This window comes from Cellulosimicrobium sp. GQ32, assembly GCF_059758455.1.
Window position 1 is genome coordinate 540,093 of record NZ_JCAXEP010000001.1, and the last position, 24,173, is coordinate 564,265.

The 24,173-nt window shown below is 75.4% G+C and carries 21 protein-coding genes; 12 read left to right on the top strand and 9 right to left on the bottom strand.

Going from position 1 to position 24,173, the window contains the following annotated elements; all coding sequences use genetic code 11:
* The first annotated feature begins 63 nt into the window (after positions 1-63).
* Positions 64-849 carry an exodeoxyribonuclease III gene (locus tag AC6CH9_RS02270; protein WP_498153454.1) on the top strand — a complete coding sequence of 262 codons (786 nt, stop codon included), beginning with the start codon at positions 64-66 and terminating at the stop codon, positions 847-849.
* A 49-nt stretch (positions 850-898) separates the two neighbouring features.
* On the opposite strand, the gene AC6CH9_RS02275 is transcribed toward AC6CH9_RS02270, so the two are convergent.
* Positions 899-3,958: a carbohydrate binding domain-containing protein gene (locus AC6CH9_RS02275; RefSeq protein ID WP_498153455.1), complete on the bottom strand. Its 3,060-nt coding sequence runs from the start codon at positions 3,956-3,958 to the stop codon at positions 899-901.
* 184 nt (positions 3,959-4,142) lie between these two features.
* On the opposite strand from AC6CH9_RS02275, the gene AC6CH9_RS02280 reads away from it, so the two are divergent.
* Entirely contained in the window at positions 4,143-4,757 is a 615-nt protein-coding gene (locus AC6CH9_RS02280) for a DUF4190 domain-containing protein (protein WP_498153456.1), read from the top strand.
* Positions 4,758-4,759: 2 nt separating this feature from the next.
* Positions 4,760-5,569: a DUF4190 domain-containing protein gene (locus tag AC6CH9_RS02285; RefSeq protein WP_498153457.1), complete on the top strand. Its 810-nt coding sequence runs from the start codon at positions 4,760-4,762 to the stop codon at positions 5,567-5,569.
* 22 nt (positions 5,570-5,591) lie between these two features.
* Here the strand turns inward: AC6CH9_RS02285 and AC6CH9_RS02290 are convergent, their stop codons facing one another.
* Together AC6CH9_RS02290 and AC6CH9_RS02295 are read right to left on the bottom strand one after the other, a co-directional pair.
* Entirely contained in the window at positions 5,592-6,269 is a 678-nt protein-coding gene (locus tag AC6CH9_RS02290) for a TetR/AcrR family transcriptional regulator (protein ID WP_498153458.1), read from the bottom strand.
* Between the two features lie 103 nt (positions 6,270-6,372).
* The gene (locus tag AC6CH9_RS02295) at positions 6,373-7,170 is read right to left on the bottom strand and encodes a peptidoglycan-binding domain-containing protein (protein ID WP_498153459.1); all 798 of its coding nucleotides are present in this window, start codon (positions 7,168-7,170) and stop codon (positions 6,373-6,375) included.
* A 296-nt stretch (positions 7,171-7,466) separates the two neighbouring features.
* Between AC6CH9_RS02295 and AC6CH9_RS02300 the strand changes: the two genes are divergently transcribed.
* From AC6CH9_RS02300 to AC6CH9_RS02315, 4 genes are all read left to right on the top strand, one after another.
* Positions 7,467-8,180 carry an ABC transporter ATP-binding protein gene (locus AC6CH9_RS02300; protein ID WP_498153460.1) on the top strand — a complete coding sequence of 238 codons (714 nt, stop codon included), beginning with the start codon at positions 7,467-7,469 and terminating at the stop codon, positions 8,178-8,180.
* Positions 8,180-9,073, top strand: a complete 894-nt coding sequence (locus AC6CH9_RS02305) for a hypothetical protein (RefSeq protein ID WP_498153461.1) — start codon at positions 8,180-8,182, stop codon at positions 9,071-9,073. Before AC6CH9_RS02300 ends, AC6CH9_RS02305 begins: the two co-directional genes overlap by 1 nt.
* Before the next feature lie 227 nt (positions 9,074-9,300).
* Positions 9,301-10,611 (top strand): sensor histidine kinase, encoded by a 1,311-nt coding sequence (locus tag AC6CH9_RS02310; RefSeq protein WP_498153462.1) that lies wholly within the window; start codon positions 9,301-9,303, stop codon positions 10,609-10,611.
* A complete protein-coding gene (locus tag AC6CH9_RS02315; protein WP_498153463.1) occupies positions 10,608-11,267 on the top strand; it encodes a response regulator in 660 nt (219 codons plus the stop codon). The genes AC6CH9_RS02310 and AC6CH9_RS02315 overlap by 4 nt, the downstream gene beginning before the upstream one ends.
* A gap of 2 nt (positions 11,268-11,269) precedes the next feature.
* Here AC6CH9_RS02315 and AC6CH9_RS02320 read toward each other — a convergent pair whose 3' ends face one another.
* The 5 genes from AC6CH9_RS02320 to clpB all read right to left on the bottom strand — a co-directional run bounded on the left by AC6CH9_RS02320 (position 11,270) and on the right by clpB (position 17,098).
* Positions 11,270-12,076, bottom strand: coding sequence for a YqjF family protein (locus AC6CH9_RS02320; RefSeq protein WP_498153464.1), 807 nt, complete (start codon positions 12,074-12,076; stop codon positions 11,270-11,272).
* Entirely contained in the window at positions 12,073-12,804 is a 732-nt protein-coding gene (locus AC6CH9_RS02325; RefSeq protein WP_498153465.1) for a UdgX family uracil-DNA binding protein, read from the bottom strand. The genes AC6CH9_RS02320 and AC6CH9_RS02325 overlap by 4 nt, the downstream gene beginning before the upstream one ends.
* An 87-nt stretch (positions 12,805-12,891) precedes the next feature.
* The gene (locus tag AC6CH9_RS02330; RefSeq protein WP_498153466.1) at positions 12,892-13,296 is read right to left on the bottom strand and encodes a hypothetical protein; all 405 of its coding nucleotides are present in this window, start codon (positions 13,294-13,296) and stop codon (positions 12,892-12,894) included.
* Positions 13,297-13,366: 70 nt separating this feature from the next.
* Positions 13,367-14,338 carry a diacylglycerol/lipid kinase family protein gene (locus AC6CH9_RS02335; protein ID WP_498153467.1) on the bottom strand — a complete coding sequence of 324 codons (972 nt, stop codon included), beginning with the start codon at positions 14,336-14,338 and terminating at the stop codon, positions 13,367-13,369.
* A 138-nt stretch (positions 14,339-14,476) separates the two neighbouring features.
* The gene (gene clpB / locus AC6CH9_RS02340; protein ID WP_498153468.1) at positions 14,477-17,098 is read right to left on the bottom strand and encodes an ATP-dependent chaperone ClpB; all 2,622 of its coding nucleotides are present in this window, start codon (positions 17,096-17,098) and stop codon (positions 14,477-14,479) included.
* Positions 17,099-17,303: 205 nt separating this feature from the next.
* Between clpB and AC6CH9_RS02345 the strand changes: the two genes are divergently transcribed.
* Positions 17,304-18,686 (top strand): LppM family (lipo)protein, encoded by a 1,383-nt coding sequence (locus AC6CH9_RS02345; protein WP_498153469.1) that lies wholly within the window; start codon positions 17,304-17,306, stop codon positions 18,684-18,686.
* A 129-nt stretch (positions 18,687-18,815) separates the two neighbouring features.
* On the opposite strand, the gene AC6CH9_RS02350 is transcribed toward AC6CH9_RS02345, so the two are convergent.
* Positions 18,816-20,147 (bottom strand): enoyl-CoA hydratase/isomerase family protein, encoded by a 1,332-nt coding sequence (locus AC6CH9_RS02350; RefSeq protein WP_498153470.1) that lies wholly within the window; start codon positions 20,145-20,147, stop codon positions 18,816-18,818.
* A 99-nt stretch (positions 20,148-20,246) separates the two neighbouring features.
* On the opposite strand from AC6CH9_RS02350, the gene AC6CH9_RS02355 reads away from it, so the two are divergent.
* From AC6CH9_RS02355 to AC6CH9_RS02370, 4 genes are read left to right on the top strand one after another with little or no spacing between them, the layout of a single operon-like run.
* Positions 20,247-21,218 (top strand): alpha/beta hydrolase, encoded by a 972-nt coding sequence (locus AC6CH9_RS02355; protein WP_498153471.1) that lies wholly within the window; start codon positions 20,247-20,249, stop codon positions 21,216-21,218.
* A gap of 43 nt (positions 21,219-21,261) precedes the next feature.
* Positions 21,262-21,936 carry a YczE/YyaS/YitT family protein gene (locus AC6CH9_RS02360; protein ID WP_498153472.1) on the top strand — a complete coding sequence of 225 codons (675 nt, stop codon included), beginning with the start codon at positions 21,262-21,264 and terminating at the stop codon, positions 21,934-21,936.
* A 33-nt stretch (positions 21,937-21,969) separates the two neighbouring features.
* Positions 21,970-23,592, top strand: a complete 1,623-nt coding sequence (locus tag AC6CH9_RS02365) for a DNA-3-methyladenine glycosylase 2 family protein (protein WP_498153473.1) — start codon at positions 21,970-21,972, stop codon at positions 23,590-23,592.
* Positions 23,589-24,155, top strand: a complete 567-nt coding sequence (locus AC6CH9_RS02370) for a methylated-DNA--[protein]-cysteine S-methyltransferase (RefSeq protein ID WP_498153474.1) — start codon at positions 23,589-23,591, stop codon at positions 24,153-24,155. The genes AC6CH9_RS02365 and AC6CH9_RS02370 overlap by 4 nt, the downstream gene beginning before the upstream one ends.
* Positions 24,156-24,173 lie beyond the last annotated feature (18 nt).

Genomic DNA, 24,173 nt, shown 5'->3' on the forward strand with positions numbered 1-24,173 from the left:
CTACGGGCGGCGGCGCCCGGACCCCGCCGCCACACGGACACCGACGTCGGTACGGTGGAGCCCGTGCGCCTCGCGACCTGGAACATCAACTCCGTCCGCGCCCGGGTCGACCGGGCGATCGCGTTCCTCGAGCGGACCGGGACCGACGTCCTCGCGCTCCAGGAGACCAAGTGCGCCGACGCGCAGTTCCCCGTCGCGCCGTTCGAGGCGGCGGGGTACGAGGTCGCGCACGTGGGCGTGAACCAGTGGAACGGCGTCGCGGTCGTCTCGCGCGTCGGCCTGGACGACGTCGAGACCTCCTTCCCGGGCCAGCCCGCCTTCGGCGAGAAGGTCGAGGCGCGTGCCCTGGGCGCGACGTGCGGCGGCGTGCGTGTGTGGAGCCTGTACGTCCCGCACGGCCGCGAGGTCGGCGACCCGCACTACGCGTACAAGCTGCGCTGGCTCGACGAGCTGCGCGGCCGGGCCGAGGGCTGGCTCGCGCACGACCCCGCGACGCAGGTCGCCCTGGTCGGGGACTGGAACGTCGCGCCGCTCGACACCGACGTGTGGGACGTCGCGTACTTCGCGGGCAAGACGCACGTGACTCCCGCGGAGCGCGACGCGTTCGCCGCGTTCGGGGCAGCCGGGTACACCGAGGTCACGCGCGAGGCGCTCCCCGCCGAGCACACGTACACGTACTGGGACTACCAGCGGCTGCGCTTCCCGCGGAACGAGGGCATGCGGATCGACTTCGCCTACCTCTCCCCCGCCGCGCGCGCCCGCGTGACCGGCGTGACGATCGACCGCGACGAGCGCAAGGGCAAGGGCGCGTCGGACCACGTGCCGGTCGTCGTCGACCTCGCGGGCTGAGCGACCGTCCCGCCCGCGGCACGCGGCCGCGGGCGGGACCGTCGTTGGCCTACCTGAGGTAGGGGCCCGCCTGCCCGACCTTGCCCGGCGCGGGATTGCCCGGGAGGTCGAGGACGTACGCGCGCAGGTTGCCCTTGCCCGGTGCGGGGACGGTCAGGGTCCCGGTCGTCACGACCTTCCGGTCGCCCGTCACGGCGTCCACGTAGGTGCCGTTCGGGACGCGGGAGAAGGTCGCGGCGTCCGTCACCGTGACGAGCACGAAGCTGTCCACGACGCCCTCGGTGAACCGGCGCTTGTACGCCATGTTCCCCTGCACGCCGACCGTCGAGTACTGCCCCTTCTGGAGCGCCGGCACGGCGCGACGGATCTGGTTGAGCCGCTGCACGTGCTGGACGAGCGGCTTCTGGAGCGTCTGCGCGACCGCGCCCGACGCGGACTCCACGACGCCGAAGTCGCTCGCAACGACGTCGCCCGCGAGGTGGTCGCCGTAGTACGCGCGTCCGGTGGTCGCGAGGGGGCACGTCGGCCCGCAGTCGATCGGCTTGCCCGCCTGGAACTCGATCTCCGAGCCGTAGTAGAGCGTCGGGATGCCCCGGAACGTCCACATGAGACTCATGTTCTCGGCCCACGCGTCCGTGCCGCCGTTGTAGCGCACCGTCGACTTGTTCGGCCCGTAGTCGTGCGAGTCGACGTACACCACGTTGTACGTCGCGTCGTTGTACGAGTCGTCCGAGTCCTTGCCGTTGTGGTACGCGTTGCCCGCGTCCCCGAAGTTCATGTGCATGCGCATGTCGATGACGTTCATGCCCGAGAACTTCGAGTGGTCGGGCGTGTGGTACGTGTTGCCGTCGGCGCCCCCGAGGAACGCGTTGTCCGACGTCGGCTGGTTGCCCGTGCCCAGGAGGTTCTCGTACTGGAACTGCTCGGCGGCGGCCACGACGTCGTCCAGGGAGTACTCCTTGCGCTCCTTCCACGTGTAGAACTGCGCGGAGTGGTTCACGGAGCCGCGGTTCCACTTGTCGTTGACGAACGCCGCGACCTCGCCGAAGACGTAGAAGTCCTTGCCCTTCTCGCCGTGCGTCGCCACGGCGTGCTCCTGGATCGCGGGCAGGAAGTGCCGGTTCCACATGACGCGCGGGATGTGCACGGCGGTGTCGACGCGGAAGCCGTCGACGCCCATGTCGATGTACCGGTTGTAGGCGTCGATGAGGTACTGCTGCACCTCGGCGTTCTCGGTGTTGAAGTCGGCCAGGTCGTCGTGCAGCCAGCAGTCCTGCGCGTCCTTGCCCTCCCAGTTGCCGATCCAGCACTGGTGGTACGTGCTCTTCGGGAACATGCCCGACGTGGGCGAGGGCCACTGGCAGTTGTAGATCTGAAACCCCTCTGGGCTCTTGTACTGCGTGGGCGTGCCGAACCCGGAGCACGTGCTCCCCGCCGGGGCCGTCGTCGACCACAGGTCGCCGTTGTACGTGCGGCCCTTCGCGAGCGCGTTCTGCGCGGCGGTGAGGGTGGGGTCGTTCCCGTCGTTCTCCTCCATCGGGTCGTACTCGAGGCCCTCCTCCTTGGCCGAGTACATCCAGTCCCACTGGCCGTCGCGCGCGCCCCACACCGTCGGCACGAACAGGCCCTTGGCGCCCCAGCGCGACGAGTGGTTGTACACGACGTCCTGGTAGATCTTGATGCCCTTCGCGTGCGCGGCGTCGATGAGGTCCTGGTAGGAGGCGCCCGGCGTCTCGAGGCGCGGGTCCACGCGGAAGAAGTCCCAGCCGTGGTAGCCGTGGAAGTCGTAGTCGGACCGGTTGAGCACGACGGGCGTGATCCAGATCGCCGAGAAGCCGAGGCCCTTGACGTAGTCCAGCTTGTCGATCAGCCCCTGGAAGTCGCCGCGGAACATGGGGTCGTCGTTCGCCGCGTTGCCCGACTTCACGTGCTGGGACCCGCCGCGGTTGTTCTCGCTCACGCCGTCGTTGAAGCGCGCGGTCATGACGAAGTAGATCGAGTCCTCGCGCGGGTCACCGCCGAGCGGCTCGCCCGTCGTCCCCGGGTCGACCACGGGCTTCGTGCCCGTCGTGACGGTGACGGGTGCGCTCGCCGCGGAGCGGTTCCCCGCGGCGTCGACGGCCGTCACGGAGTACGTGTACGCGGTCCGCTCGAGCAGTCCCACGTCCGTCGCGGACGGGGTCGTGACGTCCCGCGTCACCGGGCCCGCTCCTCCGGTGCGGGTGAGGGTGTAGCCGGTGACGGCCGTGTCGTCCGTCGCGGCGTCCCACGTGACCGTCACGCGCACGCCGTCGGCCGTCGCGACGAGCCCGGACGGGACGCTGGGCGCCTGCGTGTCCGGCTCCTCGGGGACGTCGGGGCCGCACGGGCTCTGCGCGACGGGCGCGACGACGCCGCCCGAGACGGTCTGCGCTCCCGCGGTGTAGCGGTAGTTGCCTCCGCCGTTGTTGTCCCACCGCCCGGCGCCGTCGTTGAAGACGACCTGGCCGCCGCTCGCGGTGCCCAGGTCGATGGTGTGCGTGAACCAGCCCGGGCACGCCGCGGTCATCGCCGTGCCCGGGACGCTGGTCCACGCGCCCGAGCCCACCTGGTAGTGGATCTTCGGCGCGGCCCACGACGTCGCGTAGTAGATCGTCGCGGTCGTGTCCGCAGGGTCCGTCGGGTCTGTCGGGTCGGTGGGGTCGGTGCCGCACGGCGACGCCCCCGCGGTGAGCACGCCGTCCTGCACGACGACGGTCCCCGCGCCCGCCCGGTAGTTGGCGCCGCGGTTGTTGTCCCAGGTCCCGGCACCGTCGTTGAAGGTGAGCTGCACCCCCGACGCCGCGCCGAGGTCGATCTCGGCCGTCAGCCAGCCCGGGCACGCGTCCGCCATCGGGACGCCCGGGACCGCCGTCCAGGCGGCGCCGTCGACGCCGTAGTGGACGTTGGTCACCGTCCAGCCCGGGCGCTCGGGGTAGTAGACGGTCGTCATGGCCGTCGCGGTCGTCGTCGTGGTCGTCGCGCTCGGCGCCGCGACGGCGCTCAGGCCGGCCGCCCCCGGCAGGGCGACGGCGAGGGCCAGGGCCCCTGCCAGGCGTGCCCGCGACCTTGCGGGCCTCGTTGTTCGCATCGGTGATCCTCCGTGTCGTGTCCCGGCGTCGGTGCCGGGACGTCGGCCGCCGGTCCGCGTGCCGCCGTCGTGGAGGACGCACCCTGGCTGTACCGTTGCTGCAAGATGTAGCAACATTTGCGATTGCTTACAAGAGCCTGTTCATACGGCGGACGGCGCCCCGCCCCGTCGCTACGGTGTGTCCATGACCACGCCCCCCGTCCCGCCGTACGGGTCACCCGACGAACCCGTCGACCCGTACGCCGCCCCGCGCCCGCACCAGCCGCCGCTCACCCCGTACAACCCGCCGACCGACGCCGGCGCCCCGGCGCCGGAGCAGGGCGGTTTCGTCGCACCGTCCGGGGCGGGCGGCGGGTACCCGGGCACGCCGGCACCCGGGGCGGGAGCCCCCTACGGTGCGCCCGCCGCGCCGGCCGGGCAGGGGTCGCCCTACGGCCCGGGCACCGCACCGGCCTACGGCTCCGCCCCGGGCGGCGGGTACCCGCCGTCGGACCCCTCCACCTACCCCGGGTCTTCCGGCTACGGCGCCTACCCGCCCCCGTACGGGTCCGTGTACACGGCGCCGCCGCGGACGAACGGGCTGGCGCTCGCGTCGATGATCGTCTCGATCGCGAGCCTCGTGGTCTGCGCGGGCTTCCCCGGGATCATCGGCCTCGTCCTCGGGATCGTCGCGCTCAACCAGGTGATGCGCGACGGGACGCGCGGTCGTGGGTTCGCCGTCACCGGCATCGTCGTGGGGGCCGTCGCCACGGCGTTCGCGATGCTCATCGTGCTCGCCGCGACCCTGAGCGACTCGTAGCCGTGGCCGACGACGACCTCTTCGCCCCGCCCGGCGGCCCGTCGGGCCCGCCCCGGCCGCCGGCCCCGGTCCCGCCTCCGCCGACGGGCACGCCGGCCCCACCGAGCGTCTCGGTGCCGTCGGGCGCCCCTGTGCCGTCGGGCACCCCGGTGCAGCCCCCGGCCACCACGGTCGAGCCGGGCTTCGCACCGGACACGTACTACGCGCCTGGGTGGCAGCCCGCGCCGCCGCGCATCGAGCCGCTCGCCGTGGCGAGCGTGCCCGCGGGCGTCGTGCTCGGGCCCGTCGGGATCGGGCTCGGTGCCGCGGGGCTCTCCCGCGTGCGGTCCCGGGGCACGCGCGGTCGTGGGCTCGCCATCACCGGCATGGTGGTGGGCGCCGTCGTCACGGTCGCGTGGACCGCGGGCGCGCTCGTCTGGTGGCAGGGCGAGCAGGCGCGCACGCCGCTCGCGGGCGACGTCGACGCCCCGCAGACGGTCAACGCGGTCCAGCTCGTGCTCGGGACCTGCCTCGACGAGCTGCCGCCCGACGGCGAGGTGTCGCGGGTGCGGGCCGTGCCGTGCGCGGACGAGCACCGGGCGCAGGTCGTCGCCCGGACCGACCTGGGCGCGGACGAGGTGTGGCCCGGTCAGCAGGCCGTGGACCGCCGCGTCGCGCGCGTGTGCACGCCCGACGTGCTGGGCGCCGACGCGCCCGAGGGCGTCGAGCTCGTCGTGTGGTCGCCGACCGAGGCGTCGTGGCGCGACGGCGACCGCACGGGGCTGTGCCTGGCCGCCGGGACCGACCCGCTCCCCGCCGACCTGCTCGGATGAGCCCGGCCGGAGGTCCTCGCGCTCAGTGCGCGGGGGCCTCCCCCTCGAGGACGAGCCGGAGGTAGGCGCGCAGGTCGGCCGCCATGTCGACGCGCTCGGACCGGGGGCGGTCGAGCGACAGGAGCCACTGGACCTGGAGCCCGTCCATGAGCGCGACGATCTGCCGCGCCGCGGCCGACGGGTCGACCCCGTCCCGCAGCCCACCTGCGCGTGACCGGCGGACGAGCTGCTCCCGGGTGCGCGCGACCGCCCACTCGTACCGCCGGACGAAGTACTCGTGCGCCGGGTGGTCCGGGGACGTCGCCTCCGCTGCGAGCGCAGTGAACAGCTCGACGATGGGCCGCCGGAGGGCGTTTCGCTCGACCAGGCGCACGAGGGCGTCGACGTAGTCCATGCCGCGCGCGAGATCGTCCTCGAGGTCCGCGTGGTCGACGGTGTCGCGGTGGTCGAGCACCGCCTCGAGGAGCGCGACCTTCGTCGGGAAGTGGTGGAGCAGACCGGGGTGCGACATGCCCACGCGCGACGCCAGCTCGCGCAGCGAGGCGGCGTGGAAGCCGACCTCGCCGAAGAGCACGACGGCGGCCTGGAGGATCTCCTCGCGCTTGGCGCGGCCCTTCGCGTACCCGCGCCCAGGGTCAGGGCTCGCGGTGCGACGGGGAGCGCCACGGTCGTGGCCGGCGCCGAGGGCCGCGCTCGTCATGGGTCCTGCTCCGTCCGTCGTCCGTGAGGGAAAACCCTACCGACCGCGACAGGTCCCCGGTGCCCGTCGGCCGGCTTTCACCCGCCCGCCCGGCCCGCGGCGCTCAGGACACCGGCGCGAGCGTGGCCTCGGCCTGGTCCCCGGTGCTCGGGGTCGGCCCCGGCACGGTGCCCGACGGCCGGTCCGACGGCGGCGCGGGCTCGGTCGGAGCGGTCCCGCCCGGGTCCGTGGACTCCTCGTCGTCGCCCTCCGGGGCGGCCGCGAGCGCCTCGGCCGTCGCGCGTGTCACGGCGCCGTCGCCGGGAAGGCCGTTGGCCTCCTGGAAGGCGCGCAGCGCTGCCCGGGTCGCCTCGTCCAGCGTGCCGGTGACCGCGACGTCCGCACCGTGCACGCGGAGGCGTTCCTGGACCCAGGAGACGGACGCCTCGTCGGGCTCGGTCGTGGGTGCCGTGGTCGTCGGCGCGGGTTCCGGCGCGGTGCCGCTCGGCGCGGCGGCGGAGGGCTCGGTGGTCGGCGCGGGGTCGGCCGACGCGGGCGGCGTGTCCGTCCCGCCGGCCGACGGCCGGGGCGCCGGCGTCGTCGCGGGGCCGGCGCCGTCCGCCGGGTCCGCGGCGGGCGGCGGGATGCGCGTCACCTCGGGGCGGGGCGCGTCGGGGCGGGGCGTGACGGCCGGGACGCCGTCCTCGACCGCGGTCCCGCCGTCGGCCGAGGCGCCGACGACGACGGCCTCGCCACCTCCGGTCGCGGCGCCCACCATCCCGGCCACCGCCACGACGAGCGTCACCGCGCCGGCGCCCGCGGCGACCGTGACCCACGGCGTCGCGGCGCGGCGCGCGCCGGGCGTCGTCGGGGCGACGCGGCCGTCCTCCGGGAATCCGGTCGAGCCATGACGTCGGCGCACGTCGCCTCCTTCCAGGGCGGTCGGGGACCGGCGGACGACGCGTGGCGCTGCCCGCCAGAACGGTCGGGTGGACGTCCACCCTGCCCCATGGCCCGGTCCGATGTCACGCCCGACGCCCTCACCTGCGACGACGCCGCACCGGACGGCGCGGGTCCACACCCCGACCGACCGGGTTGCGACGAAGGTCGCAACGCGGGTTCCCCCCTGCGCCGCAAGACCCGGGGACCGCCCGCGCGACAGCCTGGTGGGGCACCGCGCGGGAGGCCCGTGCGGGACGCATCGAGGAAGGGACCGGCATGACCACCATCCACGTCTCCGGGCTGCGCAAGACCTACGGGGCGTTCGACGCCGTGCACGACGTGACGTTCACGGCCGCGCCGGGCCGCGTCGTCGGCCTGCTCGGGCCGAACGGCGCGGGGAAGTCGACGACGTTGCACGTCCTGCTGGGGCTGGCTGCGGCGACCGCGGGGAGCGCGACGTTCGACGGTCGCGCGCTCGCGGACCTGGCGCACCCCGCCCGCACCGTCGGCGCGCTGCTCGACGCCGGCGGCCTCCACCCCGGGCGCACGGGCCGCGACCACCTGCGGGTGCTCGCCGCGGCGGGCCGGATCCCGCCGGGGCGCGTCGACGACGTGCTCGCGCTCGTCGGTATGACGCCCGCCGCCGACCGGCGCGTGCGGACCTACTCGCTCGGGATGCGGCAGCGCATCGGCATCGCCGCCGCGCTGCTCGGCGACCCCGAGGTGCTCGTGCTCGACGAGCCCGCCAACGGGCTCGACCCGGCGGGCATGCGGTGGCTGCGCGACCTCGTGCGCGCGTTCGCCGACGACGGCGGCACCGTGCTCCTCGCGAGCCACGTGCTCTCCGAGGTGCGGCAGGTCGCGGACGACCTGGTCGTCGTCGGGCAGGGCCGTGTCGTCGCCGACGGTCCGCTCGACGACCTGCTCCGTGGGGAGTCCCTGGAGGACTTCTACCTCGACCTGACCGCCACGACCGAAGGGGTGCGCTGATGTACCGCGCCGAGATGCTCAAGCTCCGCACGACCCGCGCGACGTGGGTCGTCGCGGCCGTCGCCGTCGCCGGGATGCTCGTCGTCCAGGCCTTCACCCTCCTGCTGCCCACGATCCTGCGGGGCACCGAGGCGCTCGGCGGCAGCTCGACCGTCGGGTTCCAGGCGTCGCCCGAGATGCTCGAGGACCTGGCGCCCGACCTCGGCGCGCTCACCGACGCCGCCCAGCCGTCGTTCCAGCGCGGCATGCTCGACCTGCTCGGCAACGGGCTCAACGGCTCCGGCTCGGTCGGCGTCGCGACCATGTGCATGCTCCTGCTCGGCGTGCTCGCCGTGACGACGGACTTCCGCACGGGCGGCATCGTGCCGACGGCGCTCGTGCAGCCGTCGCGGCTGCGCATCCTCGCGGCGAAGGCCGGCGCGACCGCGACCGTCGCTCTCGCGGTGGGCGTGGTGCTCGCCGTCGTGGGCGCCCTGGGCCTCACCGTCGCGATCGTCACGACCCCGGGCGCAACGCTCGCGCTCGGTCCGGGCGAGGTCCTCGGCGTGTGGGCGCGCGGCCTCGCGGTGCTCGTCCTCCTCACCTGGTTCGGGCTGGGGATCGGGACGCTCGTGCGCGGCCAGGTGGCCGCCGTCGTGACCGTCGCGGCGCTCGCGCTCGCCGAGCCGATCGTGCGCGGTGCGGTCACCCTGCTGTCGGGCGGCGAGTCCGCCGCGGCGGAGTGGCTGCCCCTGGGCCTGGGCGCCCTCGCCTCGACGGGCCAGTCCGGCGCGGCGCTCCTGGGAGGTGCCGCACCGCTGGGGACGCTCGCCGCGCTCGCGGGGCTCGTCGCCTGGGTCGCGGCGCTCCTCGGGAGCGGCGCCCTCACGCTGCAGCGCCGCGACCTGGTCTGACGACCGCCGAGGTAGAGGCCTGGTATCGCGAGGTAGAGGCGTGGTCACCCCTCCTGGAGACCACGCCTCTACCTCGGTGGACCACGCCTCTACCTCGGTGGACCACGGCTCTACCTCGCGGTCGGGTCGGTGCGCCCTCGTAGGCTGGGCAGGCCCGCCTGCCCACCCGATCTCCCGCACCCGACCGCCCGCACCCGTCGCCCGTACCCGTCCCGCTGGAGGAGATCGTGACCGAGGCCCTGCGCCGCGCGCTCGACCGGGTCGGCGTGCGCACCGACACCGGTCGCGACGCCGTGCTCGCCGCGGTCGTCGCCGCCGCGACCGTCGTGCTGTTCCTCGGCATCGAACGCGTGCTCGCGACGGACGTCGGCGCGACGTTCGGTGCGGGGCCGGGTGCCGTGATCGTCACCCCGGGGGCACGCGCGACCGTGCTCGCGCTCGTCGTGCTCCAGGCGGCGACCTTGACGGTCCGCCGTCGGGCACCGCTGGCGTGCCTCGCGCTCGCCGTGGCGGCCCAGGTCGCGATCACCGTGCTCCTGCCGCCGTACGTCGGCTTCCAGGCCCCCGCGACCCTTGTCGCCGCCTACTCCGCGGGGGCGTACGCGCCGCGCCGCACGCACCTGGCCGCGCCCGCGGCCGCGGCGGTCGCGCAGGTCGTGCTCGTCTTCGCGCTCGGGGGGTTCGCCGTCCCCGCCGTGACCGGGCCCGCGCAGCACGCGCTCCAGGTGGGCGGCGCGCTGCTCTCCGCGCTGCTCACGTTCGTCGGGGCGGCGCTGGTCGGGTCGTACGTCGCGACCCGGCGCGAGCTCGTCGCCGAGCTCCGTGACCGGGTGCTCCGCGCCGAGCGCGAGCGCGAGGCGCTCGCCGCCCAGGCGGTCCTCGAGGAGCGGGCGCGCATGGCCCGCGAGCTGCACGACGTCGCGGCCCACCACCTCTCGGGCATCGTGGTGCAGGCGTCCGCCGCGGAGCGGCTCGTCGACGCCGATCCCGAACGCGCCAAGGAGTCGGTGCGCTGGATCCGCGCGCAGGGGCGCGAGACGCTCGACGACCTGCGCCTCGTCGTCGGCATCCTGCGCGGCCGCGACGACGAGGACGGCGCGGAGCGCGAGGCGCCGCAGCCGACGCTCGCCGAGGTCCCGGCCCTCCTCGACACGGCGCGCTCCGCCGGCACCGTCGTCACGGTCGAGACCGACGGCAGCCCGTGGGAGCCGACGCCGAGCACCCAGATCGCGGTCTACCGCGTGCTCCAGGAGGCGCTCGCCAACGCGCGCCGGCACGCGCCGGGCCGGCCCGTGGCCGTGCGGTTCGCGTGGTCGGCCGCCGACCTCGTCCTCACCGTGCGCAACCCGGCGGCGGGCACGGTCCCGGCCGCCGACCCGCAGACCGGGCACGGGCTCGTCGGCATGCGCGAGCGGGCGGCCGTGCTCGGCGGCTCGCTCGACGCGCGGCGGGCCCCGGACGGGGCGTGGCTCGTGCGCCTCACCGTGCCGCGCGCACCCGCGCGCGACACCCGCACCGCCGACCAGGAGGTCTCGTGACACGCGTCGTGCTCGTGGACGACCAGGCCGTCGTCCGTGCCGGGTTCACCGTCATCCTCGAGAGCGAGGGGGTCGAGGTCGTCGGCGAGGCCTCGAACGGCGCCGACGCCGTCCGCGTCGCGCGGCGCGAGCGGCCCGACGTCGTGTGCATGGACGTGCGCATGCCCGGCGGCGACGGGATCACGGCGACGCGCGCGCTCGCCGGGCCGGACGTCGCCGACCCGGTGCCCGTGCTCGTGGTGAGCACGTTCGACCTCGACGACTACGTGTTCGGCGCCCTGGAGGCCGGCGCGAGCGGGTTCCTGCTCAAGGACGCCGAGCCGGACGTGCTCGTCGACGCCGTGCGCCGCGTGGCGGCCGGGGACGGCCTGGTCGACCAGTCCCTCACGCGACGGGTCATCGGCGAGTTCGCGCGCCGTCGTGCGCCCGTCTCCCGGGACGACGACGCGGCCGCGCTCCTCACCCCGCGCGAGCTCGACATCGTGGACCTGCTGTGCCGCGGGTCGTCCAACGCGGAGATCGCGACGGCCCTCTTCCTCGAGCCGAGCACCGTGAAGTCGCACCTGAGCCGGGCCATGACCAAGACCGGGGCGCGCGACCGCGTGCAGCTCGTCGTCTGGGCGTTCCGGCACGGCGTCGTCGACCCCGCCGGCTGACCTCAGCGGACCGGCCGCGGCACCGCGAACCGTGCGTGCACCGGCGCGGCCACGTGCACGAGCTCCGGGTCGCGGGGCGGCAGCCCGAGGCGGTCGAGCAGGTCCGTGTCGAGCGCGGCGAGCGTGCCGCGCCGCAACGTCCACGGCTCGTGCACGACCGGGAACCGCCACAACCGCCCGGTCCGCGCGCCGTACGCGGTCCAGCGCGCCGTGAGCCACCGCACGAGGCCCGACGACGCGTCGACCTCCTCGTGCGCGCGCACCTCGGCGCGGAAGGTGAGGCCGCGCAGCCCCGGGTGCTCGTGCGGGACGCGCAGGGGTCCTCGACCGACCGAGCGGAACCGGTAGCGCGGCGCGGACGGCGGGCCGGCGCGGTCGTCGCCCGCGCGCACCACCGCGTCGGCCGGGTGGTACGGGACGCCCGCCGCGCGCGCCGCGGCGACGAACGCGCGCGACGTGGCCCACAGGCCGAGGAACCACACGCCCTCGGTGCCCGCGCGGTCGCGCACGTACACGCGGACGTTGAGCTCGGGGAACGTCGACCACGCGCCGAGCGCGGGCAGGGGCGGGACCCGGACGCCCGCCATGACGAACGGGACCGCGCCGAGCCACGTCGTCCCGCCGACCTCCTGCACGGTGAGGCCGGGCGGGAGCCAGCCCTGCACGACGGCAGGGTCGGCGCGCCAGTGGAGGAACGTCAGCGCCTCCCAGCGCTGCACGTTCACGACGACGCGCGGCGCACGGTGCGGCGCGGCTGCCGGCCCCGGCGCCGCGGGGTCGGGCGCCGGCGGGACCGGACGGTCGGTCACCGGACGCCGGCCGCGTCGGACGCGAGGCGGAGGTCGTCGACGAACACGGCGAACGCGGTCTCCCTCTCGGCGCGGTCACGCACGCGCAGCAGCGCGGACGGGTGCGTGGTGAGCACGACGCGCGGTGGGCGCTCCGGCAGGGGCGAGCGGCCGCCGTCGGGCGCTCCTGGCGAGAGGGGCGACGCGGGCTCGGCGCCCTCGTCGCCGAGGTCGAGCACCCGTCCGCGTTCGGCGGTGACCCGCACGGGGCGCCCGAGCACGGATCGCCCCGCGGTCGCGCCCATCGCGACGACGACGCGGGGCACGACGGCGGCGACCTCGGCGGTGAGCCACGGGAGGCACGCCCGCACGTGCGCGACGTCCGGGCTCTTGTGCAGACGGCGTTTGCCCCGCTCCTCGAACCGGAAGTGCTTCACGGCGTTCGTCAGGTAGACGTCGTCGGCGGACAGCCCGGCGGCGTCGAGCGCCTCGTCGAGGAGGCGTCCCGCCGGCCCGACGAACGGCTCGCCCTCGCGGTCCTCCCGGTCGCCCGGCTGCTCGCCGACGAGCACCAGCCGGGCGCGCTCGGGTCCGCGCGAGAACACGACCTGCGTGGCGTCCGCCCACAGCTCGCACCCGTGGCAGTCCCGCGCCGCCCGGGCGAGGGCGTCGACGTCGCTCGCGGTACGACCGCGCGGGAGCCACCCCTGCGCGCCGGGTCGTTCCGGAGCCGGTCGTCGGGGGCTCATGGACCCACCGTGCAGCACCGCACGCCGGCTCGCACCCGGCGCACCGGGACGCGCGGGCCCGGCCCGGGACCGGCCGGTCGAAGGAGGTCAGAGGACCTGGTAGAGCGCACCCTGGAGGAGGCTGAGGGCGACCCCCAGGAGCGCCGCCGCGCCGAGCGCCGTGCCGGCTGACGCGAGCGCCGCACCCGGCAGCCGTCGCACGAGCGCGACCGCGCCGGCGACCGTCGCGACCAGCGCGAGCACGCCCGTGAGGATGCCGTTGACGAGCTGGAGCACACCGATCGACCACGGCGAGTAGCCCGACGACGAGAGCACGAACGGGAAGGCCAGCGTGACGACCGCACCGACCAGGACGGTCGCGATCCCGAAGACGAAGGCCACGACGGCGAGCGGCGAGCGCCGCGCACCGGGCGCCGGGGCCGGTGCGCTGGGCCCGTAGGGGGACGGGGCGGGTGCGGACCAGGTCTCGGGGCCGGGCTGGGGAGCGCTCATGCGCCCATCCTGCCGAAGCACCGGGGCCGGCGACAGGGGCGTCCGCGGGCGGCGACGGCCGACGCCGGGCTCAGGGGGCGCCCCGCGTGAGGTCCTCCGACTCGTCCGGCTGGTAGACGCACACGTGCAGCGCCTGCGGCCGCACGCTGACGTCGAGGCGCTCGGCCGACTCGATGACGTCGCCGTCGAGCTGGCGGGGCTGCGCCCGGTCGGAGACCACGGAGACCTCCCGGCCCCGCACGACCTCCCGGCTCGGCACCCGGCTCTTGCCCCGTACGACGCCCCACAGGAGCTGGACCCAGTGCCGGACGTTGCGGGGCGCGATGATCGCGACCTCGAGCTGCCCGTTGTCCGGCTCCGCGTCCGGGAGCAGGTTCGTGCCGGCCTGGAGGCGGCCCACGTTGCCGACGACGACCGTCCGCGCACGACGGCGGCGCGAGCGCCCGTCGACCGTCACCTCCACGTGCATCTCGTCGTCGGCGAGGTGCTTGAGCGCCGAGAACACGTAGGCGACCGAGCCCGCGCGAGCCTTGAGCGCGGTCGGGGCGTCGCGCATCATCGCGGCGTCGAGGCCCATGCCGGCCATGATCGCGAACGTCTGCCCGTCGGCGACGCCGACGTCGATCGTGCGCCGCCCGCCCTCCAGGACGAGCCGGACGCCCTCCTCGGCGTCGGTCGGGACGCCGAGGTTCACCGCCAGGAGGTTCCCGGTGCCGCCCGGGAGGATCGCGAGCGCGGCGTCGGTCCCCGCCAGCCCCTCGACGACGGCACGCACCGTGCCGTCGCCGCCGCTGACGAAGACGACCTCCGCGCCGTCCTCGACGGCCTGGCGCGCCTGGCCCGTGCCCGGGTCCTCGGCCGTCGTCTCGAGCCACGCGGGCTCCGGCCACCCGGCCTCGGTGAGCCGCGTCACGATGAGGTCGCGCAGCGCGTCCAGCCCCTCGACCCGGTTCGGGTTGACGATCACGGCCGAGCGGTGGGGCCCGACGTCGGGGCGCTGCGGAGCGGTGTTCTGGGTCTCGGTCGTCTCGTCGGTCGGCACGGACCGAGTATGTCCCGGCGTCCGTGCGGACGCGCGGCACGGGGCGCGCCGGGGCCCGGTCGGACGGCAGGACCCCGGGTCGTGCCGTCGTCGGGACGACCGACGACGGCAGGGCCCGGGGTCCGTCGGGGCCGGACGTCAGGCGGTGAGGATCTCCGTCCCGAGGGTCAGCCCCTCGGCCTCGGGGTCACGGTCGACGCGCACCACGTCGCCGTCGGCGACGTCGCCCGAGAGCAGCATCCGCGCGAGGCGGTCGCCGATCTCGCGCTGCACGAGGCGGCGCAGCGGGCGCGCGCCGTACGCGGGGTCGAAGCCCTCGAGCGCGAGCCACTCGCGAGCGGCCGTCGTGACGTCGAGCGTGATGCGCCGGTCCGCGAGGCGCCGACCGAGCGCGGCGACCTGGATGTCGACGATCCGGCCCAGCTCCTCGATCGTCAGCGGCTCGAACACGATGACGTCGTCGAGGCGGTTGAGGAACTCCGGCTTGAAGCTCGACCGCACCGTGCTCATGACGGCCTCGTGCTTCGCGGCGTCGTCGAGCATCGGGTCCACGAGGAACTGCGATCCGAGGTTCGACGTGAGCACGAGGATGACGTTGCGGAAGTCGACCGTGCGGCCCTGGCCGTCGGTGAGGCGGCCGTCGTCGAGCACCTGCAGCAGGATGTCGAAGACCTCGGGGTGCGCCTTCTCGACCTCGTCGAGCAGCACGACCGAGTAGGGCCGACGCCGGACGGCCTCGGTGAGCTGGCCGCCCTCCTCGTACCCGACGTAGCCCGGAGGGGCGCCGACGAGCCGGGCCACCGAGTGCTTCTCGGAGTACTCGGACATGTCGATGCGCACCATGGCGCGCTCGTCGTCGAACAGGAAGTCCGCCAGCGACTTCGCGAGCTCCGTCTTGCCGACGCCCGTCGGGCCCAGGAAGAGGAACGAGCCCGTGGGGCGGTCCGGGTCGGCGACGCCTGCGCGCGAGCGGCGGACGGCGTCGGACACCGACCGGACGGCGGCCTGCTGGCCGATGAGGCGCTCCCCGATGACCTCCTCCATGTGCAGGAGCTTCTCGCTCTCGCCCTGGAGCATGCGGCCGGCGGGGATGCCCGTCCACGCGGACACGACCTCCGCGATCTCGTCCGCGCCGACCTTGTCGGCGATCATCGGGGCGGCCTCGGGCCCGGACGCCGCGAACGCGTCGTCCGCCTGCTCCTCGGCCTCGGCCGCGTCGAGCTCGCGCTGGAGCTGCGGGATCTCGCCGTACTGCAGCCGGCCCGCGGTCTCGAGGTCGCCCTCGCGGATCGCGCGCTCGACCTGGACGCGCAGCTCGTCGAGCCTGGCGCGCAGGTCGCCCACGCGGTTGTGGCCTGCCTTCTCGGCCTCCCACCGCGCGGTGAGCGCTGCCAGCTCTTCACGCCGGTCCGCGAGGTCGGCGCGCAGCCTCTCGAGCCGCTCGAGCGACGCGGGGTCGGTCGACTCGGAGAGCACGACCTCCTCCATCTCGAGGCGCGTGACCGCGCGCTGGAGCTCGTCGATCTCGATCGGCGAGGAGTCGAGCTCCATGCGCAGGCGCGACGCCGCCTCGTCGACGAGGTCGATCGCCTTGTCCGGGAGCTGGCGGCCGGTGATGTACCGGTCGGAGAGCGACGCCGCCGCGACGAGCGCCGAGTCGGCGATCGTCACCTTGTGGTGCGCCTCGTAACGCTCCTTGAGGCCGCGCAGGATCGCGACCGTGTCCTCGACCGAGGGCTCGCCGACGAACACCTGCTGGAACCGGCGCTCCAGGGCCGGGTCCTTCTCGATGTACTCGCGGTACTCGTCGAGCGTGGTCGCGCCGACGAGGCGCAGCTCGCCGCGGGCGAGCATGGGCTTGAGCATGTTGCCCGCGTCCATGGCACCCTCGCCGCCGGCGCCCGCCCCGACGACCGTGTGCAGCTCGTCGATGAACGTGACGACCTCGCCGTCGGAGGACCGGATCTCCTCCAGGACGGCCTTGAGCCGCTCCTCGAACTCGCCGCGGTACTTGGCGCCCGCGACCATGCTCGCGAGGTCCAGCGACACGAGGCGCTTGCCCTGGAGCGACGTCGGGACGTCGCCCGCGACGATGCGCTGCGCGAGGCCCTCGACGACGGCGGTCTTGCCGACGCCGGGCTCGCCGATGAGGACCGGGTTGTTCTTGGTGCGGCGGCTGAGCACCTGCACGACGCGTCGGATCTCGGAGTCGCGCCCGATGACGGGGTCGAGCTTGCCCTCGGCGGCCGCGGCCGTGAGGTCGGTCCCGTACTGCTCGAGCGCCTTGTAGGTGCCCTCCGGGTTGGGGCTCGTCACGCGCGCGCTCCCGCGCACGGCGGGCAGCGCCGACCGCAGCGCGTCGGCGGTCGCGCCGGCCTGCTGGAGGATCGTCGCGGCCTGCGAGGATCCCGCGGCGATGCCGAGCAGCAGGTGCTCGGTGGAGACGTACTCGTCGCCGAGGGCCTGCGCCTCCTTCGCGGCGTTGTCGAGCGCCGTGGACGTGGCGCGCGACGGCGTCGGCTGCGCGACGGCGGACCCGCTCGCGGTGGGCAGCGCGACGAGCGCCGCGCGCACCTTCTGGCCGACGGCCTGCTTGTCCGCGCCGACGGCGTCCAGGAGCCCGACGGCGACGCCGCCCTCCTGCGTGAGCAGCGCGGCCAGGAGGTGGGTGGGCTCGAGCTGGGGGTTGCCGGCGGCCGACGCGGTCTGGATCGCCTCGCCGATCGCCTGCTGCGACATCGTGGTGAACTTCGTTTCCATGGGTGCTCCGGTGTGCTGCTCGAAAGGTGGTCTGACCAGTGGAACGACTCCGAAGTTGAGTGTATTCCGCTCAACTTCGTTCGTCAGCCCTGCGCACGACCTCCCGCGTGGTCCGTCGTCCGGAGGGGATGAACTCCCGGCCGCATTCCGTCTCAAATCGGCATCGACCCTCGCCTCGGGCGACGATCCGCGACATGCTGGGCTGGTGAACTCCTCACCCTTGCGCAGACGACTCGGCCTCGGCGCCCTCTTCGCCACCCTCGCACTGTTCCTCGCGGGGTGCATGAGGATGGACATGGCCCTCACCCTCAACGAGGACGACACGTTCGACGGCAGCGTCGTCATGGCGTTCAGCGACGAGCTCGCCACGTCCATGGGGTCGGACCCGCAGGAGCTGTGGGACCAGATGGGCTCCGAGATGGAGTCCGAGCTCCCGGAGGGCGCCACCCAGGAGCCGTACGCCCAGGACGGGTACACGGGCACCAAGATCACCTATGCCGACCAGCCCATCTCGCAGCTCTCGTCCGCGGGGGCCGACTCGATCTCGGTCACGCGCGAGGGTGACGAGTACGTCGTGAGCGGGTCGATGGACATGACCGGCGAGGAGTTCAACCCCGACACGGGTGACGCGACGAGCGACGAGCTGACGCAGCAGATGATGGACAGCCTCGACATCAAGGTCTCCATCACGTTCCCCGGCGAGGTCGCAGAGTCCAACGGCGAGGTCGACGGCAACACGGTGACCTGGACGCCGGTCGTCGGCGAGGTCAACGAGATGACGGCGCGCGGCTCGGCCGTCGCGGGCGGCGCGGCAGGGTCGGGCGACGAGGGCTCGGACGAGGCCACCGACGACTCCGACGGCGCCACCGCGCCCGACGGCGGCGACAGCGCGGGCGACGCCTCGGACTCCGGCTCCCTGGCCTGGCTCTGGTTCGTGATCGGCGGCGTCGTGCTGCTCGGCATCATCGGCCTCGTGCTCTGGCTCGTGCTCCGCTCCAAGCCGGGCGCGCAGGACGGCCAGGCGACCGGCTTCCAGCAGGGCGGCTACCCGGGTCAGCCCGGGCAGTACCCCGGCCAGCCCCAGGGCCAGTACCCCGGCCAGCAGGGCGGCTACCCGGGGCAGCAGCCGGGCGCCTACCCCGGCCAGCAGCCGGGCCAGCCCGGTGCCTACCCGGGCCAGCAGGGTGGCTACCCCGGCCAGCAGCCGGGCGCGTACCCCGGTCAGCAGCCGGGTGCCTACCCCGGGCAGCCGGGCGCGCCGCAGGGCTACGGGGCACAGCCCCCCGCCCCGGGCCAGTACGGCGCGCAGCCGCCGGCCCCGCCGCACCCGCAGGGCGGCTACCCCGGCGCGGCCCCGTACGCCCCTCCCGGCGCCCCGCACCCGCAGTCGTCGCCGACGACGCCGCTCCCCGCGCAGCCGCCCGTGCCCCCGGGCGCGACCCAGCCGCTGCCGCCGTACCAGCAGCCGGCCCCGACCCAGCCGCTCCCGCCGCAGCCGGGCCAGGGACCGGACGCTCCCCCGGCGGCACCGGGCGGGCCCGACGACGAGATCGACGACGCGACGCGGCTGCGCCCCCCGCCCGAGTGACGTGAGCGACGCCTCGTGCGGCACTCGCGCCGTGCGAGTCGGGTGACTCGCAGCACCACACATCGACGGCCCGCCCCGGGAGCCCGGGGCGGGCCGTCGTGCGTCGTCGGCTCGTACGGCGTGGCCGTCTCAGGACTCGACGGTGACCTCGACGACCTCGCCCACGGCGTCGAACCGCACCGCGGGCCAGTGCCCGTCGAGGAAGTGCTCCCCGCACGAGTCCGAGAGGTGCACGACCGTGCCGCCGTCGTCGTGCCGCTCGACGAGCTCGACCACGAGGTCGTCGCGCGCCTGCGCCAGATCGTCCGGCGTCGGCTCGTCCTCGCCGAACCGGTGGACGACGGCCTCGACCGCGCGGCGCGCCAGGAGCGGGCTCAGGGCGTCGTCCCACAGCGCCTCCGCCGGCGCGTACGCGAGCGCCTCCGCGCCGAGGCCCGTATCGACCTCGGCGAGCGTGGCCGGCCGCCACGACGGGGTGCGGTCCTTGTCGACCACCTGCGCGCGGACGCCCTCGACGAGGTCGGGCTGCGTGTCGACGAACCACGAGACGAGCCCGTACTCCTGCTCCAGCGCGGCGCGCAGGCCCGGGAGGTGGCGCGCGCTGCGGACGGCGGCGAGCGCCACGGTGACCGCGGTGGGCGAGAGCCGCTCGAGCTCGTCGGCCTCGGCGCCCGCCTGCTCGTCCCCGTCGCGGGCGGCGGCGCGCAGCCGCGCCACGATGTCGGGTACGTCGTCCGCCGCGTACGCGGCGTCGGCCGCCGCCTGCCGGGCGACGAGGCGCGAGACGGGTGCGGGCAGGGCGTGGCGGCGCACGACCTCCCGCACGTCCTCGACGTCGAGCGGGTCGACGCCCGCGGTCGCCAGCGCGGAGAGGTCGGCGGCGAGCACCGGCAGCCTCTCGCTCGGCACGTAGTGGTCGGCGAACCCGACGAAGATCGCGTCGGCGGCGTCCATCGTGACGGCACCGAGCGCGAGCAGCTCCCCGAGCCGCCCGGGCGCGCGCGCCAGGAGCCAGGAGCCGCCGACGTCGGGCGTGAAGCCGATCCGCGTCTCCGGCATGGCGACGCGCGACCGCTCGGTGACGACGCGGACCGGCGCGTGCGCGGCGAGGCCGACGCCGCCGCCCATGGTGATGCCGTCCATGATCGTCACGACGGGCACGGGCAGCTCCGCGAGCGCCGCGTCGACCGCGTACTCGCGCCGGAAGTACCGGCGCGCGTCGGCCTGGCGCCCGGCCACGATCGACGCGTGCAGCTCGCGGACGTCGCCCCCGGCGCACAGGCCACGGTCGCCCGCGCCGTCGAGCAGCACGACGCGTACGGTCGGGTCGACCCGCCACTCCTCCAGCACGTCGGCGATCTCGCCGAGCATGGTGTAGCCCAGCGCGTTGAGCGCGCGGGGCCGGTCCAGGGTGAGGTGCCCGACGCCGTCGTCGACGCGGGCGATGATCTCGCTCGTCATCCGCGTCACGCTACCCCGCACCCGCGCGTTGTCGCCGAGCGGTCGCGCCGAGGCGCGAGAATCTGCTGACACGTGGTGGGGCGAGGACAGGAGACGCGGATGGCCGGGACGCAGACGCCGGTGTGGCGCACGGACGTGCTGGGCGAGGACTGGGTGGCACGCGACCTCGACCTGCCGGACGGCGCGGTCGCGACCCTGGTACGGCGCGACGCCGCGGCACCCTCGGGCGACCGGCCCGCGGTGCTGTACGTGCACGGGTTCATCGACTACTTCTTCCAGACCCACGTCGCCGAGGCGGTCGAGGCGCGCGGGTACCGGTTCTACGCGCTCGACCTGCGCGGCTACGGGCGCTCGATCGGGCGCGGCTCGGGCGCGCCGTCGCGGCCTGACGACGACCCGAACTTCGTCACCGACCTCGCCGTCTACGCCCACGACCTCGACGCCGCGGCGCGCGCGATCCGCGCGGAGGGGCACGAGCGGCTCGTCGTGCTGGGCCACTCGACGGGCGGCCTCGTCGCGAGCCTGTGGGCCGACGCGCGGCCCGGCCTGCTCGCGGCGCTCGTGCTCAACAGCCCGTGGTTCGACCTCAACAAGCCGTGGGTGTTCCGCGGGCCGGTGACGCAGGTGATCGACGTCGTCGGGCGGGTCGCGCCACGGCTCGTGGTGGGCGGACTCGACCCGCACTGGGCGGAGGCCCTGCACGCGAGCACGGGCGGCGAGTGGGACTTCGACCTCGCCTGGAAGCCGATCGAGGGCTTCCCCGTCCGGGCGGGGTTCCTGCGCGCGGTGCGGCGCGGGCACGCGCGCCTCGCGCGCGGGCTGCACGTCGACTGCCCCGTCCTGGTGCTGGCGTCCGCGCGCAGCGGCCCCGCGTCGGGCTGGCACGACGCGCTGCTCACGACCGACAGCGTGCTCGACGTCGGGCAGATCACGACGCGCGCCGAGCGGCTGGGCGACGACGTCACGATCGTCGCGGTCGAGGGCGGCGCGCACGACCTCGCCCTCTCCCCCGAGCCCGCCCGGTCGACCTACCTGCGAGAGGTCCTCGCCTGGCTCGACGTCCGGGTCTGACGGCCCGGTCGCGTCCGCCCATCCGCTCCCCTAGCGTCGGCGTGTGACGAGCGCGCCGCGGTCCCGCCCCTCCCACGTCGTCCTGCGCGCCGTGTGGGCGCTCCTCGGGGTCGCGGTCCTCGGGCTCGGCTCCGCGGTGCTGCTGTCGGCGCACGTCGGCGTGGACCCGTTCACCGCCGCGAACATCGGCGCGAGCACGCTGCTCGGCGTCGACCTCGGCGTCTACCAGCTCGCGATCAACGCCGTGCTCCTCGTCCCCGTCGTGGTGTGGGGGCGCCGGTACATCGGGGTCGGCACGATCATCAACATGGTCATGACGGGGTTCTTCGTCCAGTGGTTCTCCGCGCTCCTCGCCCCGCTCGTGCCGGACCCGCCGAGCCACCTCCTGCAGACCGCGCTCTTCGTCGTGGGGATCGTCCTGTTCACCGCGGGCGCGTCCGCGTACATGACGGCGGGCGTCGGGACGGCGCCGTACGACGCGATCGCCCCGATCGTCGTCGACCGTACGCACGCGCGGTACCGCGTCGTCCGGGTGGTCCAGGACCTCGCGTTCGTCGGGCTCGCGATCGCGCTGGGCGGCCCGGTGGGCGTCGGGACGGTGATGACGGCGTTCTTCGCCGGCCCGCTCATCGACTTCTTCACCGAGCGGGTCAACAAGCCCCTGCTGCGACGCGCCCTGCCCGACGACAGCCCCACCGTCATGTCCGAATCCCGCTAGCCAAGGCGCCGCCCGGCGAGTGAGGATCGAGGCATGACCACGACCCTCGCGACTCCTCGCGCGGCGGCGGACCCCGTCTTTGCGGAGCGCTACCGCGCCATCGCCTCGCGCGACCGGCGGTTCGACGGGCAGTTCATCACCGCCGTGAGCAGCACGGGCATCTACTGCCGGCCGTCGTGCCCCGCGCGGACGCCCAAGCCCGAGAACGTCACGTTCTTCCTCACGTCCGCGGCGGCGCACGAGGCCGGCTACCGCGCGTGCAAGCGCTGCCTCCCCGAGGCCGTGCCCGGCGCGCCCAGCTGGGACCTCGGGCACGACCTCTCCGCCCGGGCGATGCGGCTCGTCGCCGACGGCGTCGTGGACCGCGAGGGCGTCGACGGCCTCGCCGCCCACCTCGGGTACTCGGCCCGGCACGTGCACCGCGTGCTCGTCGCGGAGCTGGGCGCCGGCCCGGTCGCGCTCGCCCGCGCGCTGCGCGCCCAGACCGCGCGCGCCCTGCTCACGGGCACCGACCTCCGCCTCGCCGACGTCGCGTTCGCCGCGGGCTTCGGCAGCGTCCGGCAGTTCAACGACACGATCACCGAGGTCTTCGACACGACGCCGGGCGAGCTGCGTCGTCGGGCACGACGCGACCGCCCGGCCCCTCCCCGCGGCGGCGAGGGGGCAGGTGGGCCGGTCCGCGTCCCCGACGACCCGGGTGCCGTCCGGGACGACGGCGGCACCACCGCCGTGCTCGACCTCGCGCTCCCCCTGCGCGAGCCCTTCGACGCGCGCGGCGTGTTCACGTTCCTCGCGGCGCGCGCCGTCGACGGCGTCGAGGTCGCGGACCTCTCCGGTCCGGTCCTGTCGTACGCGCGCACGCTCGCGCTGCCGCACGGCCCGGGCGCGTTCCGCGCGACGTACGGCCCGCCGCCGGGGCGCGCCCGCGGCGCGGCGCGGTTCCACGTCGAGCTCGAGCTCACGTCCGTGGCCGACCTGCCCGCGGCGATCGCCCGGGTCCGCCGCCTGTTCGACCTCGACGCCGACCCCACGGCCGTGGACGCGGCCCTCGCGGCCGACCCGGCGCTCGCCGCGTCGGTGCGCGCCGTCCCCGGCATCCGCGTCCCGGGCGCGGTGGACGCGACGGAGATCCTCGTCCGCGCGCTCGCGGGGCAGCAGATCTCCGTCGCGGCGGCGCGCACGCACCTGTCGCGGCTCGCCGTCGCGCTCGGCACGCCGTTCGCGTCGCGGTTCGGGCCGACCTGCCTCTTCCCGACGCCCGCGCAGCTCGCCGAGGGCGGAGCCGACCACGTGCGCGGCCCCGCGCGCCGCACGGCCGCGATCCTCGGGGTCGCCCGGGCCCTCGCCGAGGGGTCGCTCGCGCTGTCCTCCGCCGACGACCCCGCAGCACAGCGCACGGCGCTCGAGGCGATGCCCGGCGTCGGCCCCTGGACGTCCGGGTACGTCGCGATGCGCGTCCTGCACGACCCGGACGTCCTGCTCGACGGCGACCTCGCCCTCCGCGCGGGCGCCGCGGCGCTCGGCCTGCCCGACGACCGGCGCGCGCTCGCCGCGCACGCGGAGCGCTGGGCGCCGTGGCGCTCGTACGCCGCGATGCACCTGTGGCGCGCCGCGGTTCCCCGACCCTCGACCACCCCGACCAAGGAGGCCTCGTGACCACCGCTCCCACGCCCCCGACCACCACCGCCACGGCCGTCACGACGACCGTCACCACGCCCGACGGGCCGTTCACGGTCGTCGCCGAGCTCGACGGTACGGTCCTCGCTTCCGGCTGGACGGCCGAGCCGGCGTCGCTGGTCGCGCTCGTCCACCCCGACGTGCGCCCGGCGGACGTGACGACCGTGCCCGACGACGACCCCGCCGTCGTGCCCGCCGTCGCCGCGGTCCGGGCGTACTACGCGGGCGACGTGCACGCGATCGACGCCGTGCCCGTGCGGCAGGTCTCCGGGCCCTACCGCGTGCACGCGTGGGACGTGCTGCGCACGGTCGAGCCGGGCGACCCGGTGACCTACACCCGGTACGCCGAGCTGTCGGGACGGCCCGCCGCCGTCCGCGCCGCCGCGGGCGCGTGCGCGATGAACGCGGCCGCGCTGTTCGTGCCGTGCCACCGCGTGCTGCGCACGGACGGCAGCCTCGGCGGGTTCCGTTACGGCCTCGAGGTCAAGCGCAGCCTGCTCGACCGCGAGGCCCGCGCGGCCGGGGCGCCGTCGCTCCTCTGAGCCGGGCGGATCGGCCGC

Excerpts from the sequence above, each read along its gene's own strand:
- AC6CH9_RS02275 (WP_498153455.1), bottom strand. The coding sequence starts at position 3,958 with ATGCGAACAACGAGGCCCGCAAGGTCGCGGGCACGCCTGGCAGGGGCC.
- AC6CH9_RS02280 (WP_498153456.1), top strand. The coding sequence starts at position 4,143 with ATGACCACGCCCCCCGTCCCGCCGTACGGGTCACCCGACGAACCCGTC.
- AC6CH9_RS02290 (WP_498153458.1), bottom strand. The coding sequence starts at position 6,269 with ATGACGAGCGCGGCCCTCGGCGCCGGCCACGACCGTGGCGCTCCCCGT.
- AC6CH9_RS02300 (WP_498153460.1), top strand. The coding sequence starts at position 7,467 with ATGACCACCATCCACGTCTCCGGGCTGCGCAAGACCTACGGGGCGTTC.
- AC6CH9_RS02305 (WP_498153461.1), top strand. The coding sequence starts at position 8,180 with ATGTACCGCGCCGAGATGCTCAAGCTCCGCACGACCCGCGCGACGTGG.
- AC6CH9_RS02325 (WP_498153465.1), bottom strand. The coding sequence starts at position 12,804 with ATGAGCCCCCGACGACCGGCTCCGGAACGACCCGGCGCGCAGGGGTGG.
- AC6CH9_RS02330 (WP_498153466.1), bottom strand. The coding sequence starts at position 13,296 with ATGAGCGCTCCCCAGCCCGGCCCCGAGACCTGGTCCGCACCCGCCCCG.
- clpB (WP_498153468.1), bottom strand. The coding sequence starts at position 17,098 with ATGGAAACGAAGTTCACCACGATGTCGCAGCAGGCGATCGGCGAGGCG.
- AC6CH9_RS02350 (WP_498153470.1), bottom strand. The coding sequence starts at position 20,147 with ATGACGAGCGAGATCATCGCCCGCGTCGACGACGGCGTCGGGCACCTC.
- AC6CH9_RS02355 (WP_498153471.1), top strand. The coding sequence starts at position 20,247 with ATGGCCGGGACGCAGACGCCGGTGTGGCGCACGGACGTGCTGGGCGAG.
- AC6CH9_RS02365 (WP_498153473.1), top strand. The coding sequence starts at position 21,970 with ATGACCACGACCCTCGCGACTCCTCGCGCGGCGGCGGACCCCGTCTTT.